Here is a 15,008-nt window from a genome sequence, read left to right as displayed (position 1 = left end):
GGTATTTTACCGGGATGGGCGAGCGAGTTCCAATTAACAGACCCCGCCGCGATTAAGCCCAATGTTTACAGCGCAATTTGCTCTAAAGCCCTACAGTTTTTCAGGTCATCACTTCCTATACTGCGACATAAGGTCGCACATATATCCAGACCTTTCAGGCCAATTGGCCCGTGGGCGCTCCACTGGGGGGCGATGGTAATAACGACAGGAGTGACTGGCATGATCCATCACGTCGTGGGACTTTTCACCCACCCCGATCAGGAATGGCGGGAAATCCGTGGCGATAAAGAAGAAAGCATCGGCCACATGTACCTCACCCACACGCTGATCCTCGCGGCGATCCCCGCTGTATCAGCCTTTATCGGTACCACTCAGGTAGGTTGGGTGATCGGCAGCCGCGCCCCGGTGATGCTGACAGTGGAAAGCGCGTTGTGGATGACCCTCATGTCTTACGCCGCGATGCTCGGTGGCGTGGCGGTGATGGGCGCGTTCATTCACTGGATGGCCCGCACCTATGACGCCAACCCCAGCATGGCGCGCTGCGTGGCGTTTGCCACCTACACCGCGACACCGCTGTTTATCGGCGGGCTGGCCGCGTTGTACCCGCATATGTGGCTGGGGATGGTCGTCGGCACGGCCGCCATTTGCTACACGGTTTACCTGCTGTACGTAGGGCTGCCGACCTTCATGAATATCCATCCGGACGAAGGTTTTCTGTTTTCCAGCTCGGTGCTGGCGGTAGGCCTGGTGGTGCTGGTGGCGATCATGGCCTTTACCGTGATCGTCTGGGGGCTGGGCGTAGGCCCGATCTACACCAACTGACGCGGTTCAACCCGCAGGAAAAGCCACCGCAAGGTGGCTTTGTGCGTTATGCATGACCATTCGGCGCCTGACAGATTCGGATACACCCTGGTTTGCGGCATACTGGACGTCTCTGGAGATATGTACAGCATGCCCGAGCAACTCAATACCCGCGTCGAAGATTGTTTCCTGCAAGCCGAATCCTTTTTCAAACGAAGCTTCAAACGCCCCCAGGTCAGCCTCAAGCTGCGGGGCCAGAAGGCCGGTGTCGCGCATTTGCACGAGAACCTGCTGCGCTTCAACCCGCAGTTGTACCGTGAAAACAGCCAACACTTCCTTAAACAGACGGTCGCCCATGAAGTGGCACACCTGATTGCCCACCAATTGTTCGGCGAGCACATCCAGCCCCATGGCGAGGAATGGCAGTTGATCATGCGTGGGGTTTACGAACTGCCGCCGGATCGCTGCCACACCTATGAAATCCAGCGGCGGCGGGTGACGCGGTATATCTACCGCTGCCCGTGTGCCGACAGCGACTTCCCGTTTTCGCCCCAGCGTCATGGGCTGGTGAGCCAGGGGCGGCGGTATTTGTGCCGCCGGTGCCGGCAGACTTTGGTGTTTACCGGGGAAACCAGGGTGGAATAAGGGCCTCATCGCAGGCAAGCCAGCTCCCACATTGGAATGCATTTCAACTGTGGGAGCTGGCTTGCCTGCGATAGCGTCAGCCCAAGCGCTACTGAATCACCTTGGCACGCCGCAGATCGTCTATCTGCTGAGCACCGAAGCCCAACTCTGCCAACACCTCATCGCTGTGAGCGCCCAATGCCGCACCGATATGCCTGGCCGCCGGCAAGCCTTCGGAAAACTTCAGCGGACAGGCTATCTGCGCCTGTGCGGATCCATCGCCCCGCGGCACCTGGCTGATCAGCTCCCGGGCTTTCAACTGTGGGTGCTCGACAGCCTCGCTCAGGCCCAATACCGGTTCGACACACGCATCAATTCCGGCAAACAACGCACACAGCTCATCAAAGCTGCGTTTCTCGAACTCGACCTGCAGCGCCAGCTTGAGGGTTTTCTGCTGCTCGGGTTTGGGCGACAAGCCCTGCGCGGCCAACTCCGGCCGCCCGAGCGCCGTACACAACTGCTGCATAAAGGCCGGCTCCAGGCTGCCCACCGACAACCAGCGCCCTTCCCTCGAACGGTAATAGTCATAGAAGCTGCCGCCATTGAGCACCTGGTTCTCCCACGCCGGCTCCACGCCACACGCCAGGTAACCCGCGCCGGCCATGGCATTCAGGCTGAACGCGCAGTCGGTCATGCTCACATCCAGGTATTGCCCCACCCCGCTCTGCTGCCGGGCGATCACCGCCGCCAGCAAGCCGACCACCGCGTGCAACGAGCCGCCGCCCACATCCGCCAATTGCACGCCCAGGGGCAACGGGCCGCTGTCCTGACGCCCGGTGTAGCTGGCGATACCGGCCAGCGCCAGGTAGTTGATGTCATGGCCGGCGCGATCCTTGTAGGGGCCGGTCTGGCCGTAGCCAGTGATGGAGACGTAGATCAGCTTCGGGTTGATCGCCTTCAAGGCCTCGTAGCCCAGGCCCAGGCGCTCCATCACCCCGGGACGAAATTGCTCCAGCACGATGTCGTAGTCCGCCACCAACTGCCGCACGATCGCCACGGCCTCGGCCTGCTTGAGGTCCAGGGCCAGGCTGCGTTTGTTGCGATTGAGGTAGGCATGGCTGGCCGATACACCCTGGTCATGGGGCGGCAACACCCGCAGCAGGTCCATGCGCGTGGGTGACTCGATGCGCAGCACCTCGGCGCCCATGTCGGCCAGCAGCAACGAGGCAAACGGCCCCGGCAGCAAGGTGGAGAAATCCAGTACTTTGAGGGACGCCAAGGGGCCTGACATGAAGACTCCGATTCCGGTTCGATGAGTCACAGAGTAGGCAATCCCGGCAGAAAGCGGCAATCACCTTAACCAACACCAACAGTGACCGTTGTGCTCGAACAGGCATAAAAAAACCCATCCGAAGATGGGTTTTTTACACGCGGTGCAGCCTTACTTGACGGCGGTTGGGGTCGGGCCTTCGGCCACGCCCAGGTCGTCTTCTTCACGGGTCTCGGAGATACCGCGACCACCGGAAGCCAGTTCGACTTGCAGTTTGTCTTCGTCCAGTTCCTTGACCCACTTGGCCACAACCAGGGTCGCAACGGCGTTGCCTACCAGGTTGGTCAGTGCGCGGGCTTCGGACATGAAGCGGTCGATACCCAGGATCAGCGCCAGGCCGGCAACCGGCAGGTGGCCAACAGCCGACAGGGTAGCGGCCAGTACGATGAAGCCCGAACCGGTTACGCCAGCCGCGCCTTTGGAGGACAGCAGCAGTACCAGCAACAGGGTGATCTGGTGGGTGATGTCCATGTGGGTGTCAGTCGCCTGGGCGATGAACACGGCAGCCATGGTCAGGTAGATCGAAGTACCGTCCAGGTTGAAGGAGTAGCCAGTCGGGATAACCAGACCCACTACCGACTTCTTGGCGCCCAGGCGTTCCATTTTGATCAGCATGCGTGGCAGTGCGGACTCGGACGAGGAAGTACCCAGTACGATCAGCAGTTCTTCACGGATGTAGCGGATCAGTTTCAGGACGCTGAAGCCGTGAGCGCGGCAGATGCCACCCAGCACGATCAACACGAACAGGATGCAGGTGATGTAGAAGCAGATCATCAACTGGCCCAACTGCACCAGCGAACCTACACCGTAGGCACCGATGGTGAACGCCATGGCGCCCAGGGCACCGAGTGGCGCGAGCTTCATGATCATGTTGATGATGTTGAACATCACGTGGGCGAAACGATCGATGAAGTCCAGCACCGGCTTGCCGTAGGCACCCAGGCGATGCAGGGCGAAACCGAAGATCACCGAGAACATCAGCACTTGCAGGATGTCACCGGTGGCGAACGCGCCAACGATGGTGTTCGGGATCACGTTCAGCAGGAAGCCAACGATGCTCTGGTCTGCACCGGCAGTCACGTAGGCCGCGACTTTCGAAGCGTCCAGGGTAGCCACGTCGATGTGCATGCCGGCGCCCGGTTGCACAACGTTGACCACGACCAGGCCGATCAGCAGGGCGATGGTGGAAACGATTTCGAAGTACAGCAGCGCGTAGCCGCCGGTTTTGCCGACCGATTTCATGCTTTGCATGCCAGCGATGCCGCTGACAACGGTGCAGAAGATGATCGGGGCGATGACCATTTTGATCAGCTTGATAAAGCCGTCACCCAGTGGCTTGAGGGCCACGCCGGTCTGCGGGTAGAAGTGACCGAGCAAAATACCGATAACGATTGCAACGATCACCTGGAAATACAGGGATTTGTACAGTGGCTGACGAGTCGTCATTGCAAAGTTCCTCAATCGTCTCGTGTGGCAAATATCCGCCATTGCCCACGACACTTGAATTGCGAACCCTCCTGCACTGGAGGGATTTGTTGTTTGAGAGCCCGCTCAAGGCCGGTCTCCCTGCGCTCTGTATCGCAAGCGTCGTGCCACATTTGCTGAAAACCGCTGAAGGCCTTTAGACATCAGCGCTCGGGGGATTTTCAGCTTCAGACAGCGCCTACAGACAGTGGCGGGTTTCCGCCTACCCGCCCGATCTCGTCCTACAATTTGGCGGATATCCGCCTTGTTGCCCCCGCACAGGATGGCTAACATCCGCCACTCAATGGACGAGGCCCCTCATGCGTGAACGTACCATCGCCAGTCACTACGCCCGGGCCGCCCTCGGCGGTGCGCGCCGGGCCGGTTTCGATTACTCGGGCCTGCTGCAGCAAGTGGGCATTACCCCGGAATTGCTGAGCGAGCCCCGCGCCCGCATCGCCCCGGAACAATTCACCCGGCTGCTGCAGATGCTGTGGTTGGCGCTGGATGACGAATACCTGGATTTCGCCGAAGGCCCGAGCAAGCGCGGCACTTTCGCCATGATGTGCCACGCGCTGATTCATTGCCGCACCCTGGAGAAGGCTCTGGAACGCGGTCTATTATTTTATAGCCTATTCCCGCAGGGTCCGCGCTGGCGCCTGACGCGCGAGGGGGAAATGGCCCGCTTGAGCCTGGATGATTCGCAACTCTGGGACCCGGATCACTTCCTCAGCGAATGCCTGCTGGTGATCTGGCATCGCCTCGGCAGTTGGCTGATCGGCCAGCGTATCCGCCTGGACCAGGCCACCTTCAGCTACCCGATGCCGCCCCACGCCACTGAGTACGACTTGCTGTTCCCCTGCCCGCAGGTGTTTTCCGCGCCCACCAGCAGCCTGGTGTTTCCGAGCCGCTATCTGAGCCTGCCGCTGTTGCAGGACGAGCGCACCCTCAAGCATTTCCTCGAACGTTCACCGGCCGACCTGTTGTCACGCCCGGATGAAGGCGACAGTTTGAGCAGCCAGTTGCGGCGCTTGTTAAGCCGCGACCGCACGCCCTGGCCCGACCTGGAAGCCGTCGCCCAGCACCTGCATATCAGCCCACAGACCCTGCGTCGGCATTTGCGGGAAGAAGGCACCAGCTTTCAGGCACTCAAGGATGAACTGCGCCGGGACATTGCGATTTATCATTTGGGACGGGCGGATTTGTCGCTGCAGGAAATCGCCGAGCAGTTGGGGTTTTCCGAACCGTCGGCGTTTCATCGGGCGTTCAAGAAGTGGACCGGGTTGACGCCGGGGGCCTATAGAGCACAAGAGAGTTAGATAAGCGTTGCCAGTACCCGCCTCATCGCGGGCAAGCCCGGCTCCCGCAGTTTGATTTGTGGACACAGTCACAATGTGGGAGCTGGCTTGCCTGCGATGAGGCCGGTGCAGCCATAAAGATCACACGGCCGGAAAGTGAATCTTGAACGCGGCCCCCCCTAGCGGTGAATCCCCCAGGGTCAACCGTGCGCTGTAGCTTTCAATGATGTCCTTGACCACCGCCAGGCCAATGCCCTGCCCCGGATGCTGGCGGTCGAGCCGCTCGCCTCGTTGCAGGATGCGCGCACGCTGGTCCGGCGGCACGCCGGGGCCGTCATCTTCGATGCACAACTCGGTGCCTTCCAGGCTTTCCTGCAAGCTGATGCGCACTTCGCTCAGGCACAGGCGGTAGGCGTTTTCCAGCAGGTTGCCGAGCAGTTCCAGCAAGGCGCCCTTCTCGATCGGCACGTCACAGTCGTCCGGCAAATCGAAAGCCACCTTCACACCCTTGTCGCGATAGACCTTGTCCAGGGTGTCGCACAGGCTTTGCAGCACCGGCTCCAGCCGCACCTGGTGACGCACCAGGCCACTTTTACGCAGGCTGGCGCGTTGCAGTTGGTAGCTGATCTGCTGGCTCATGCGCTCGATCTGCGATTGCAGCACCCAGGCCTGGTCCCGGTCTTCGGGGCGCTGGGCCATGTCTTCGCTCACGCCCTGCAACACCGCCAACGGGGTTTTCAGGCTGTGGGCCAGGTCGTCCAGAGAATCGCGGTAACGGGTGCGTTGCTCGCGCTCGCTGTGGAGCAAGCGGTTGAGGGAGCCGGTCAGGCGCAGCAGTTCGCGGGGGTGTTGCTCGCTGAGGCTTTCCCGGGTGCCGCCTTCGATCTCATCCAGCTCCTGGCTCAGCCGGCGCAGCGCTTGCAGGCCCCAGGTCAGGCCCAGCCACAACAGGGTGAGCAGCACCAGCAACGCGGCGCCGAAACCCAGGTAGAGGTTTTCCCGCAGGCCTTCGAGGGTCAGTTGGTATTCGCGCACCGGTTGCAGGGCGACAATACTGAATGCCGCGCTCTTGCCGCCCAGCAGCTTGACCTCGACGTCATAGACAAAAAATTCCTGGCCGTTGGCCTCGCGAATCCGTGCGAACTCGTTGCCGCGCCCGTCATAGCGCGGCTTGTAGTTGATGTTCTCTTCCTGGGTGGCACGCGAACGCCAGACCAGGTGGCCTTCGCGGTCATAGATGTAGCCCAGCAGGCGGCTGTCGGTGAGGTTGAAGCGCTCATCCGGCAACTGCGCGGGCATCAGCAGGCGATTGTTTTCAACCCGGGCAGCCGAAATCAGCGTCGTGACATCCGACGCCAGGCGCTGCTCGATGGAGTCCTGCAGGGCCAGGCTGAAGGCGCCCTGCATGGCCGGCAACAAGGCCAGCATAAACAGCACGGCCAGGGTGGTGGCCGCGAGCATCAACCGCACACGTAACGAGCGAATCAACGGCAGCGCTCATTAAACAGGTAGCCCAGGCCGCGCACGGTGTCGATCGGCTTGAACCCTGCCGGGCCTTCCAGCTTGCGACGCAGGCGGCCCACCAGCACTTCGATGACGTTCGGATCACGCTCGTCGTCATCGGGGTAGAGCTGTTCCATCAAGCGGTCCTTGGCGACCACCTGCTGATGGTGACGCATCAGGTATTCGAGGATGCGGTATTCGTAGGCGGTCAGCGCCAGCGGCTGTTCGTCGAGGGACGCCTGCTTGCGATTGAGGTCCAGCAGCAACGGCCCGGCGACGATGGTCGATTGGGTAAACCCGCTGGAGCGGCGCAGCAGTGCGTTCATTCGCGCTTCCAGTTCTTCGAACTGGAACGGCTTGACCACGTAGTCGTCGGCACCGGCGGCCAGGCCTTCGACTTTGTCCTGCCAGTTGCCGCGGGCGGTCAGGATCAGGATCGGAAACGTTTTGGCCTGGGCGCGCAGTTGGCGGATCAGGTCCAGGCCGCCCATGCCAGGCAGGCCCAGGTCGATGATCGCCAGGTCGTGGTTGAATTGCCCGGTCTGGTACAGCGCCTCCTCGGCATTGGCGACGGCCTCGACCACGTGACCGCTGTCGGTAAGGCGGGTCAACAGGTGATGACGCAGCAACGCCTCATCTTCGACAACCAGCAATTTCATAAAGCTCTCCAAGGCAAATCAACTTTCCAACTGGGGTATATCATAGCGGCCCTGCAGGTCTTGCTGGCGCAGTTTACTGCCGTTGAAGTGACCTGACAGGTTTTCATTGCCTACGCGATAGTCCGACTGCGCAGGGTGCTGGCCCAGGGACTGGCCCCAGGGGGCGGCGTGTTCGCCGGCATCTTCGAAGCTCACCCGCTGAAGCAGGCTGTAGGGCTTTTTGCTCTTCTCTTTGGAGAAACCCGCGAAACTCGCGTCAGAGGCCTGCACGCCAGCAGTGGCACTGAGCATGGTTAACGCCAACATCAGCTTCTTGATCGCAGTCATGGTGCTACCTCATACGCTTTGGCTTTGGGTACGGGGCCAGACTACGCAGACGCCCCTGAACTCCCCCTGAACACTCTCTGAACCTGGGCTGAACCGAGGCCGGCTACTGTGTAAAGAGTTATTTACGTATCCCCGGCCGCAGGCTATCCAGCGGCCTTCCAACTCGGCAAAATACCCGGCATGAATTCCCTACCTGCTTGCTGCACCCCACTTGATGCCCATTGGCCGTTGCCCGTCGCCTTGCCCGGCACGGTCTTGCTGAGCACCCGTTTTGACCCGGCCCTGCTGGCCATCGGCGACTTCCAGCGCAGCGCCGTGCCGCCGCCCGCGAGCATCCAGCGTTCGGTGGCCAAGCGGCAGGCGGAGTTTCTTGCCGGTCGGCTATGCGCGCGCGCCGCGCTGCAGCAACTGGATGGGCTCGATTGCGTGCCGGCGATTGGCGAGGACCGTGCGCCGGTCTGGCCCGCGCACATCAGCGGCTCGATCACCCACAGCACCGGCCATGCGGCGGCCATCGTCGCCCATAAGGCTCAGTGGCGTGGGCTGGGGATGGACCTGGAAAACCTGCTGACTCTGGAGCGGGCGGAACGCCTGGCCGGGGAAATCCTGACGCCGGATGAACTGCAGCGTATGGCGGCCGGGCCGCGGGAGCAGATTGCGCAGGTGGTGACGTTGACGTTTTCGGCCAAGGAGAGCCTGTTCAAGGCGCTTTACCCGATCGTGCAAAAGCGCTTCTATTTTGAGCATGCCGAGTTGCTGGAATGGTCGGATTCCGGCCATGCGCGACTGCGGTTGCTGACGGACTTGTCCGCCGAGTGGTGCCATGGCAAGGAGCTGGAGGCGCAGTTTGCGGTGGATGGCGGGCAGTTGTTGAGCCTGGTGGCCATCAGCGCCTGAAGCACCGTCATCGCAGGCAAGCCAGCTCCCACCTTTGATCGGGTTCACACTGCAAAATGTGGGAGCTGGCTTGCCTGCGATGGCCGTTTCAGGTTTTCTCTTGGTCTCTTGGCCAACTCAGGCTGAAACACGCGCCCCCCAGGTTATTGCTCTTGCTGATCAATGCCCGGCCGCCGTGCCAATAGATGATCCGCCGCACAATCGACAATCCCAACCCGTGCCCGCCCGACGCACGGGTGCGGCTGTCGTCCAGCCGCAGGAACGGTGTGAAGATCCGCTCCCAGGCACTTTCCGGCACGCCCGGCCCGTCATCTTCCACGTCGATGCGGCAGCGCACCTGGCCCACTTGGTAACTGATCAGCACGTGCCCCTGGGCATGGCGCATGGCGTTGCTCACCAGGTTTTGCAGGGCACGGTGCAGGTAGCGCGGCTCGGCTTCCACCCACGCATCGTCCCAGTGGGCCGACGACAGGCAGATGCCCCGCGCCACATTGATTTCCGGGCGCAGCGGCGACAGCTCCTCAATCACCTGATCAAGCAACGCACTGAGGTCGACCCGCTGGAAGTCCAGCGCCGGCGAACCCTGCTCCAGCCGCGCGTAGGTGAGCATTTCGTCCACCAGGCCATCAAGGTCCTGGATATCGCTGTCCATGCCTTCCATGTACTTGCGCCGCGCTTCAGGCGTGGCCGCGTCACCGATCATCTCCAGGCCGAACCGCAGGCGCGCCACCGGCGTGCGCAGTTCATGGGACACCGCACGCACCAGTTCGCGCTGGATCGCCAGCAGGCGTTGCAGGTGTTCGGCCATGCCATTAAACGCTGCGGCCAGGCGGCCGACCGAATCGGCGCCCCGGGCCGGCACCCGCACTTCCAGGCTGCCTTTGGCGATGCGCGTGGCGGCGGCTTCCAGGCCACTGAGGCGCCGCTCCAGTTGGCGCACCAATAAATAGACGATCAAGCCGATCAAGGTCAGGCTGATCAGCGCGATCAGGATCAGCCATTGCGCCGGGTATGGGTTCATCTGGTACAGCGGGCCGATTTCCAGGACCCACGGCGTGCCGACCATGCCGGCAAACACCCGGATCGAGTCGCCCCCCTTGCCCAGGGCCATCACGGTATCGCCTTCGGACACCCGGCGGCGCTGGTCATCATCCATATCCGCCTGATCGAGCGTCACCAGGTGCATCTCGAAACCAAAGCCCTTGGCCTCTTTCAGGTCGGCGAGTTTCTGCGGCTGCTCGGCCACCGGGAAACGCACCAGCTCATCGGCCAGCAGGTAAATAGTCGCGCGGGCCAGCTGTTCGCTGATTTGCTGCACTTCACCGGTGAGCAACAGTTGTTCCTGGTCGCTGACCAACCGCAGCACCCTCGCTGCGTGAGGCCCGGTTTGCTCCACCAGCACCTGGCCGCGTTGCAGGCGGGTGCGCTGGCTCAGGTCCAGGTGCGCTTCGGCCACGGTCTGCAACTCCAGCGGGATGCCCAGCAAGCGCTCCCACACCGCCAGGGCGCGGCGGCGCTCGATGGCGCTCATGGGTTGCAGGTTGTCGCCCATCAGCGCGAAGGTGCCGTGGGCCAGGCGCTCGCGGTACTGGCCGCTGCGCACTTCATTGAGCAGGTGCAAGGCCAGTACGCCGAGCAACGCCACCAGAATCAGCGCCGCGCACATGCCGCCGTAGATGCGCAGGAAGATCGAGTTCACGGCGTAAGGTCAGCAGCAGCTTCGGGGACGAACAGGTAGCCCTTACTGCGAATGGTCTTGATCAGCCGCGGGTGAATCGGGTCGTCGCCGATTTTCGGGCGGATCCGCGAGATGCGCACGTCGATGGAGCGGTCCTGGCCGTCATAACCAATGCCGCGCAAGGCGGTGAAGATTTCTTCCCGGGACAGGATCCGCCCGGCATTCGCCACCAGCAGCCACAGCAGGTCGAATTCGGCACTGGTCAGCTCGATGCCCCCTTCGTGCAGCCAGGCTTCACGCAGGGCGTTGTCCACCACCAGCGGGCCGAATTGCAGACGCCGCTGTTTTTCGGGCGTGGCCGGCTCGACGCTTTCGCTGCGCCGCAGCAGGGCCTGGATCCGCGCCAGCAACAGGCGTGGGCGTACGGGCTTGCACACATAGTCGTCGGCGCCCATGTCCAGGCCCAGGACCTGGTCCATGTCATCGGTACGCGCCGTCAACATCAGGATTACCCCGTCGTAGCGCTCGCGCACCTTGCGGCAGATGCTCAGGCCGTCTTCGCCGGGCAACATCAGGTCGAGGATCACCAGGTCTGGTTGCTCGGCGATGATCCGCGCCGCCGCGAGGGCGCCGTTGCCTTCCACCGACACCCGCAGGCCGTTGCTCTCCAGGTAGTCACGGGTCAACTCGGCCAGTCGTTCGTCGTCCTCGACAATCAATACCTGCCAGGCTTCTTGCTCCATGCGTTACCTCGGTTCTCATTATTGTAGGAGCGGGCTCGCTCCTACAGTTGTCATGTGGAGTGAACAAGATATCGCGTGAATTAAAGGACGATTGTAGCCATGAGCCAGCCCTCTAGCACAAGCGCGCAAATGCGTTCGGACATCGTGTTTTTTTGTGATAGGGTTCGCGCCCGCAAAAATTCAACCGGGTGTTTTCACCTCGGAATATCCGGTGACAAACGGCGCAATCCAGCAGTACTGCGGCCTACACGGCTGTTCCACGTTTCATACACATTTTACCCACAGCGTTATCCACAGGTAGTCCGTTGCTAAGCCCCCCAAAACGCATTATCTTGTAGGTCGTCGCAAAAAAAACCCTACATGTAGGGTTTTCAGCGAAAAGACCAAACACAAATCAGACAAGAAACTCAAGCTCTTTCTTGCTCCTGTTTGGTTGAACTTAAGCCTTTTTCAGAAGACCAAACCGCGCACGCGGATGGCAGCCGTTTTCTGCCCCGATCAGGCGAAAACGGTACGGGTGTTGCAGTACGAAACTGTCACCCACCAGGAATACGGTAAAGAGCCCCAAGGCTTGTAACCGAAGACTTCGGCATGGAAGCGGCGCGAACAGCTCCCTTCCTCCTGTCCCGAAGTTGTTATGCCAGGCCCAGGCCTGTTGTAAGTGCTTCAGGACGGAACGGTGGGCACCGTGATGGTGCCCAAATAAATATAGAATGTGGAGACAACCCCCCATGCAAACCGACACAACTCGCGAGAACCCGCAAGGCTCCGTGCCGCAGGCCGCTGATTCGAACCTGGATCTGTCCGCCACCGCGCCCGGCCAATTGCGTGTGATCAAGCGTAACGGCACTGTCGTTCCTTACACCGATGACAAAATCACCGTCGCCATCACCAAAGCGTTTCTTGCAGTTGAAGGCGGCACCGCTGCTGCCTCGTCGCGCATCCACGACACCGTTGCCCGCCTGACCGAACAGGTCACCGCAACGTTCAAGCGTCGCATGCCATCGGGCGGCACCATCCACATCGAAGAAATCCAGGACCAGGTCGAACTGGCCCTGATGCGTGCCGGCGAGCAGAAAGTTGCCCGCGACTACGTGATCTACCGTGACTCGCGCGCCAAGGAACGTGCCGTACGCTCCCCGGCCGAAGAAGCCGCCGTACAAGCTCACCCGTCGATCCGCATCACCCTGGCCGACGGTACGTTTGCACCGCTGGACCTGGGCCGCCTGAACACCATCATCACCGAGGCCTGCGAAGGCCTGGAAGAAGTCGATGGTGACCTGATCCAGCGTGAAACCCTGAAGAACCTGTACGACGGCGTGGCCCTGACCGACGTCAACACCGCCCTGGTGATGACCGCCCGTACCCTGGTTGAACGTGAGCCGAACTACTCGTTCGTGACCGCGCGCCTGCTGATGGACACCCTGCGTGCCGAAGGCCTGGGCTTCCTGAAAGTCGCCGACAGCGCCACCCACCACGAGATGGCCGACCTGTACGCCAAGGCCCTGCCGGCCTACATCGCCAAGGGTATCGAATTCGAATTGCTGAACCCGGTCCTGGCCACCTTCGACCTGGAAAAACTCGGCAAGGCAATCAACCACGAGCGCGACCAGCAGTTCACCTACCTGGGCCTGCAAACCCTGTACGACCGTTACTTCATCCATAAGGACGGTATCCGCTTCGAACTGCCGCAAGTGTTCTTCATGCGCGTGGCCATGGGCCTGGCGATTGAAGAGAAGCAGAAAGAAGACCGTGCCATCGAGTTCTACAACCTGTTGTCGTCCTTCGACTACATGTCGTCGACCCCGACCCTGTTCAACGCCGGTACCCTGCGTCCACAGCTGTCGAGCTGCTACCTGACCACCGTGCCGGATGACCTGTCGGGCATCTACCACGCGATCCACGACAACGCCATGCTGTCCAAATTCGCCGGCGGCCTGGGTAACGACTGGACGCCGGTGCGTGCACTGGGTTCGTACATCAAGGGCACCAACGGCAAGTCCCAGGGCGTTGTACCGTTCCTGAAAGTGGTGAACGACACCGCCGTCGCCGTGAACCAGGGTGGCAAGCGCAAAGGCGCTGTGTGTGCCTACCTGGAAACCTGGCACATGGACATTGAAGAGTTCATCGAGCTGCGCAAGAACACCGGTGATGACCGTCGTCGTACTCACGACATGAACACCGCCAACTGGATCCCTGACCTGTTCATGAAGCGTGTCTTCGATGACGGCAAGTGGACCCTGTTCTCGCCATCCGAAGTACCGGACCTGCACGACCTGACCGGCAAGGCCTTCGAAGAGCGCTACGAGTACTACGAAGCCCTCACCGAATACCCGGGCAAGGTCAAGCTGTTCAAGACCATCCAGGCCAAAGACCTGTGGCGTAAAATGCTCTCCATGCTGTTTGAAACCGGCCACCCATGGCTGACCTTCAAAGACCCGTGCAACCTGCGCAGCCCGCAGCAGCACGTGGGCGTGGTCCACAGCTCGAACCTGTGCACCGAGATCACCTTGAACACCAACAAGGACGAAATCGCCGTTTGCAACCTGGGCTCGATCAACCTGCCGAACCATATCGTCAACGGCAAGCTGGATACCGCCAAGCTGGAACGCACCGTGAACACCGCCGTTCGCATGCTCGATAACGTGATCGACATCAACTACTACTCGGTACCGCAGGCGCAGAACTCCAACTTCAAGCACCGTCCGGTTGGCCTCGGCATCATGGGCTTCCAGGACGCGCTGTACCTGCAGCACATTCCTTACGGTTCGGACGCTGCGGTCGAGTTCGCCGACAAGTCCATGGAAGCGGTCAGCTACTACGCGATCCAGGCTTCCTGCGACCTGGCCGACGAGCGCGGTGCCTACGAGACGTTCCAGGGTTCGCTGTGGTCCAAAGGCATCCTGCCGCTGGATTCGCAACAGATCCTGATCGAGCAACGTGGCCAGAAGTACATCGACGTTGACCTGAACGAATCCCTGGACTGGGCGCCGGTACGTGCCCGTGTGCAGAAAGGTATTCGTAACTCCAACATCATGGCCATCGCACCGACCGCCACCATCGCCAACATCACTGGCGTATCGCAGTCGATCGAACCGACTTACCAGAACCTGTATGTGAAATCGAACCTGTCGGGCGAATTCACCGTGATCAACCCGTACCTGGTTCGCGACCTCAAGGCCCGCGGCCTGTGGGACTCGGTCATGATCAACGACCTGAAGTACTACGACGGTTCGGTGCAGCAGATCGAACGCATCCCGCAAGAACTCAAAGAGCTCTACGCGACGGCCTTCGAAGTGGACACCAAGTGGATCGTTGACGCCGCCAGCCGTCGTCAGAAGTGGATCGACCAGGCTCAGTCGCTGAACCTGTACATCGCCGGCGCATCGGGCAAGAAGCTGGACGTGACCTACCGCATGGCGTGGTACCGTGGCCTGAAAACCACTTACTACCTCCGTGCCCTGGCCGCTACCAGTACCGAGAAGTCGACCATCAACACCGGCAAGCTGAACGCTGTTTCCAGCGGCGGCAACCACGGTGATGATTCGGTTCTCGCCGCTCCTGCCGGCCCGGCGCCAGTGCCTAAAGCCTGCGCGATCGACGAGCCGGATTGCGAAGCTTGCCAGTAAGCTGAGCCGGTCCCGGGTTTAACCACCCAGGCTTGAATAACCCCCGATAGGCCTA

General features: G+C 61.1%; 12 protein-coding genes. 5 read left to right on the top strand and 7 right to left on the bottom strand.

The genetic code is table 11. From position 1 onward, the window contains the following. Positions 1-219 precede the first annotated feature (219 nt). Both MUM_RS0100500 and MUM_RS0100495 read left to right on the top strand, forming a co-directional pair. Positions 220-822, top strand: coding sequence for a Yip1 family protein (locus MUM_RS0100500; RefSeq protein WP_004371402.1), 603 nt, complete (start codon positions 220-222; stop codon positions 820-822). Between the two features lie 129 nt (positions 823-951). Next, positions 952-1,446, top strand: coding sequence for a SprT family zinc-dependent metalloprotease (locus MUM_RS0100495; RefSeq protein ID WP_010165798.1), 495 nt, complete (start codon positions 952-954; stop codon positions 1,444-1,446). An 88-nt stretch (positions 1,447-1,534) separates the two neighbouring features. On the opposite strand, the gene MUM_RS0100490 is transcribed toward MUM_RS0100495, so the two are convergent. Beyond that, a complete protein-coding gene (locus tag MUM_RS0100490; RefSeq protein WP_010165796.1) occupies positions 1,535-2,716 on the bottom strand; it encodes a CaiB/BaiF CoA transferase family protein in 1,182 nt (393 codons plus the stop codon). Between the two features lie 150 nt (positions 2,717-2,866). Continuing rightward, positions 2,867-4,201, bottom strand: coding sequence for a dicarboxylate/amino acid:cation symporter (locus tag MUM_RS0100485; protein WP_010165794.1), 1,335 nt, complete (start codon positions 4,199-4,201; stop codon positions 2,867-2,869). A 338-nt stretch (positions 4,202-4,539) separates the two neighbouring features. Here MUM_RS0100485 and MUM_RS0100480 point away from each other — a divergent pair, with 338 nt between their 5' ends. Beyond that, positions 4,540-5,538: an AraC family transcriptional regulator gene (locus MUM_RS0100480; RefSeq protein ID WP_010165791.1), complete on the top strand. Its 999-nt coding sequence runs from the start codon at positions 4,540-4,542 to the stop codon at positions 5,536-5,538. A gap of 120 nt (positions 5,539-5,658) precedes the next feature. Here MUM_RS0100480 and MUM_RS0100475 read toward each other — a convergent pair whose 3' ends face one another. From MUM_RS0100475 to MUM_RS0100465, 3 genes are read right to left on the bottom strand one after another with little or no spacing between them, the layout of a single operon-like run. Further along, positions 5,659-7,005, bottom strand: coding sequence for an ATP-binding protein (locus MUM_RS0100475; RefSeq protein WP_010165788.1), 1,347 nt, complete (start codon positions 7,003-7,005; stop codon positions 5,659-5,661). Continuing rightward, positions 7,002-7,679 (bottom strand): response regulator transcription factor, encoded by a 678-nt coding sequence (locus MUM_RS0100470; protein WP_003214228.1) that lies wholly within the window; start codon positions 7,677-7,679, stop codon positions 7,002-7,004. Before MUM_RS0100470 ends, MUM_RS0100475 begins: the two co-directional genes overlap by 4 nt. 18 nt (positions 7,680-7,697) lie before the next feature. Then, positions 7,698-8,006: a hypothetical protein gene (locus MUM_RS0100465; RefSeq protein ID WP_010165784.1), complete on the bottom strand. Its 309-nt coding sequence runs from the start codon at positions 8,004-8,006 to the stop codon at positions 7,698-7,700. A 180-nt stretch (positions 8,007-8,186) separates the two neighbouring features. Here MUM_RS0100465 and MUM_RS0100460 point away from each other — a divergent pair, with 180 nt between their 5' ends. Next, complete coding sequence (locus MUM_RS0100460) at positions 8,187-8,903, top strand: 4'-phosphopantetheinyl transferase family protein (protein ID WP_029615714.1); 717 nt, start codon at positions 8,187-8,189, stop codon at positions 8,901-8,903. An 88-nt stretch (positions 8,904-8,991) separates the two neighbouring features. On the opposite strand, the gene MUM_RS0100455 is transcribed toward MUM_RS0100460, so the two are convergent. Together MUM_RS0100455 and MUM_RS0100450 are read right to left on the bottom strand one after the other, a co-directional pair. After that, on the bottom strand, positions 8,992-10,602 hold the full coding sequence (locus tag MUM_RS0100455; RefSeq protein WP_010165780.1) for an ATP-binding protein: 1,611 nt from the start codon (positions 10,600-10,602) through the stop codon (positions 8,992-8,994). Next, complete coding sequence (locus MUM_RS0100450; protein ID WP_010165778.1) at positions 10,599-11,324, bottom strand: response regulator; 726 nt, start codon at positions 11,322-11,324, stop codon at positions 10,599-10,601. The genes MUM_RS0100455 and MUM_RS0100450 overlap by 4 nt, the downstream gene beginning before the upstream one ends. A gap of 731 nt (positions 11,325-12,055) precedes the next feature. Between MUM_RS0100450 and MUM_RS0100445 the strand changes: the two genes are divergently transcribed. Beyond that, positions 12,056-14,953 carry a ribonucleoside-diphosphate reductase subunit alpha gene (locus MUM_RS0100445; protein ID WP_010165776.1) on the top strand — a complete coding sequence of 966 codons (2,898 nt, stop codon included), beginning with the start codon at positions 12,056-12,058 and terminating at the stop codon, positions 14,951-14,953. Positions 14,954-15,008: the final 55 nt, after the last annotated feature.

It is taken from the genome of Pseudomonas sp. PAMC 25886 (genome assembly GCF_000242655.1).
In the GTDB taxonomy this organism is placed as follows: Bacteria; Pseudomonadota; Gammaproteobacteria; order Pseudomonadales; family Pseudomonadaceae; genus Aquipseudomonas.
This window is presented reverse-complemented; position numbering and strand designations above follow the sequence as displayed.

Excerpts from the sequence above, each read along its gene's own strand:
- MUM_RS0100445 (WP_010165776.1), top strand. The coding sequence starts at position 12,056 with ATGCAAACCGACACAACTCGCGAGAACCCGCAAGGCTCCGTGCCGCAG.
- MUM_RS0100470 (WP_003214228.1), bottom strand. The coding sequence starts at position 7,679 with ATGAAATTGCTGGTTGTCGAAGATGAGGCGTTGCTGCGTCATCACCTG.
- MUM_RS0100450 (WP_010165778.1), bottom strand. The coding sequence starts at position 11,324 with ATGGAGCAAGAAGCCTGGCAGGTATTGATTGTCGAGGACGACGAACGA.
- MUM_RS0100460 (WP_029615714.1), top strand. The coding sequence starts at position 8,187 with ATGAATTCCCTACCTGCTTGCTGCACCCCACTTGATGCCCATTGGCCG.
- MUM_RS0100480 (WP_010165791.1), top strand. The coding sequence starts at position 4,540 with ATGCGTGAACGTACCATCGCCAGTCACTACGCCCGGGCCGCCCTCGGC.
- MUM_RS0100490 (WP_010165796.1), bottom strand. The coding sequence starts at position 2,716 with ATGTCAGGCCCCTTGGCGTCCCTCAAAGTACTGGATTTCTCCACCTTG.
- MUM_RS0100500 (WP_004371402.1), top strand. The coding sequence starts at position 220 with ATGATCCATCACGTCGTGGGACTTTTCACCCACCCCGATCAGGAATGG.
- MUM_RS0100495 (WP_010165798.1), top strand. The coding sequence starts at position 952 with ATGCCCGAGCAACTCAATACCCGCGTCGAAGATTGTTTCCTGCAAGCC.
- MUM_RS0100485 (WP_010165794.1), bottom strand. The coding sequence starts at position 4,201 with ATGACGACTCGTCAGCCACTGTACAAATCCCTGTATTTCCAGGTGATC.
- MUM_RS0100465 (WP_010165784.1), bottom strand. The coding sequence starts at position 8,006 with ATGACTGCGATCAAGAAGCTGATGTTGGCGTTAACCATGCTCAGTGCC.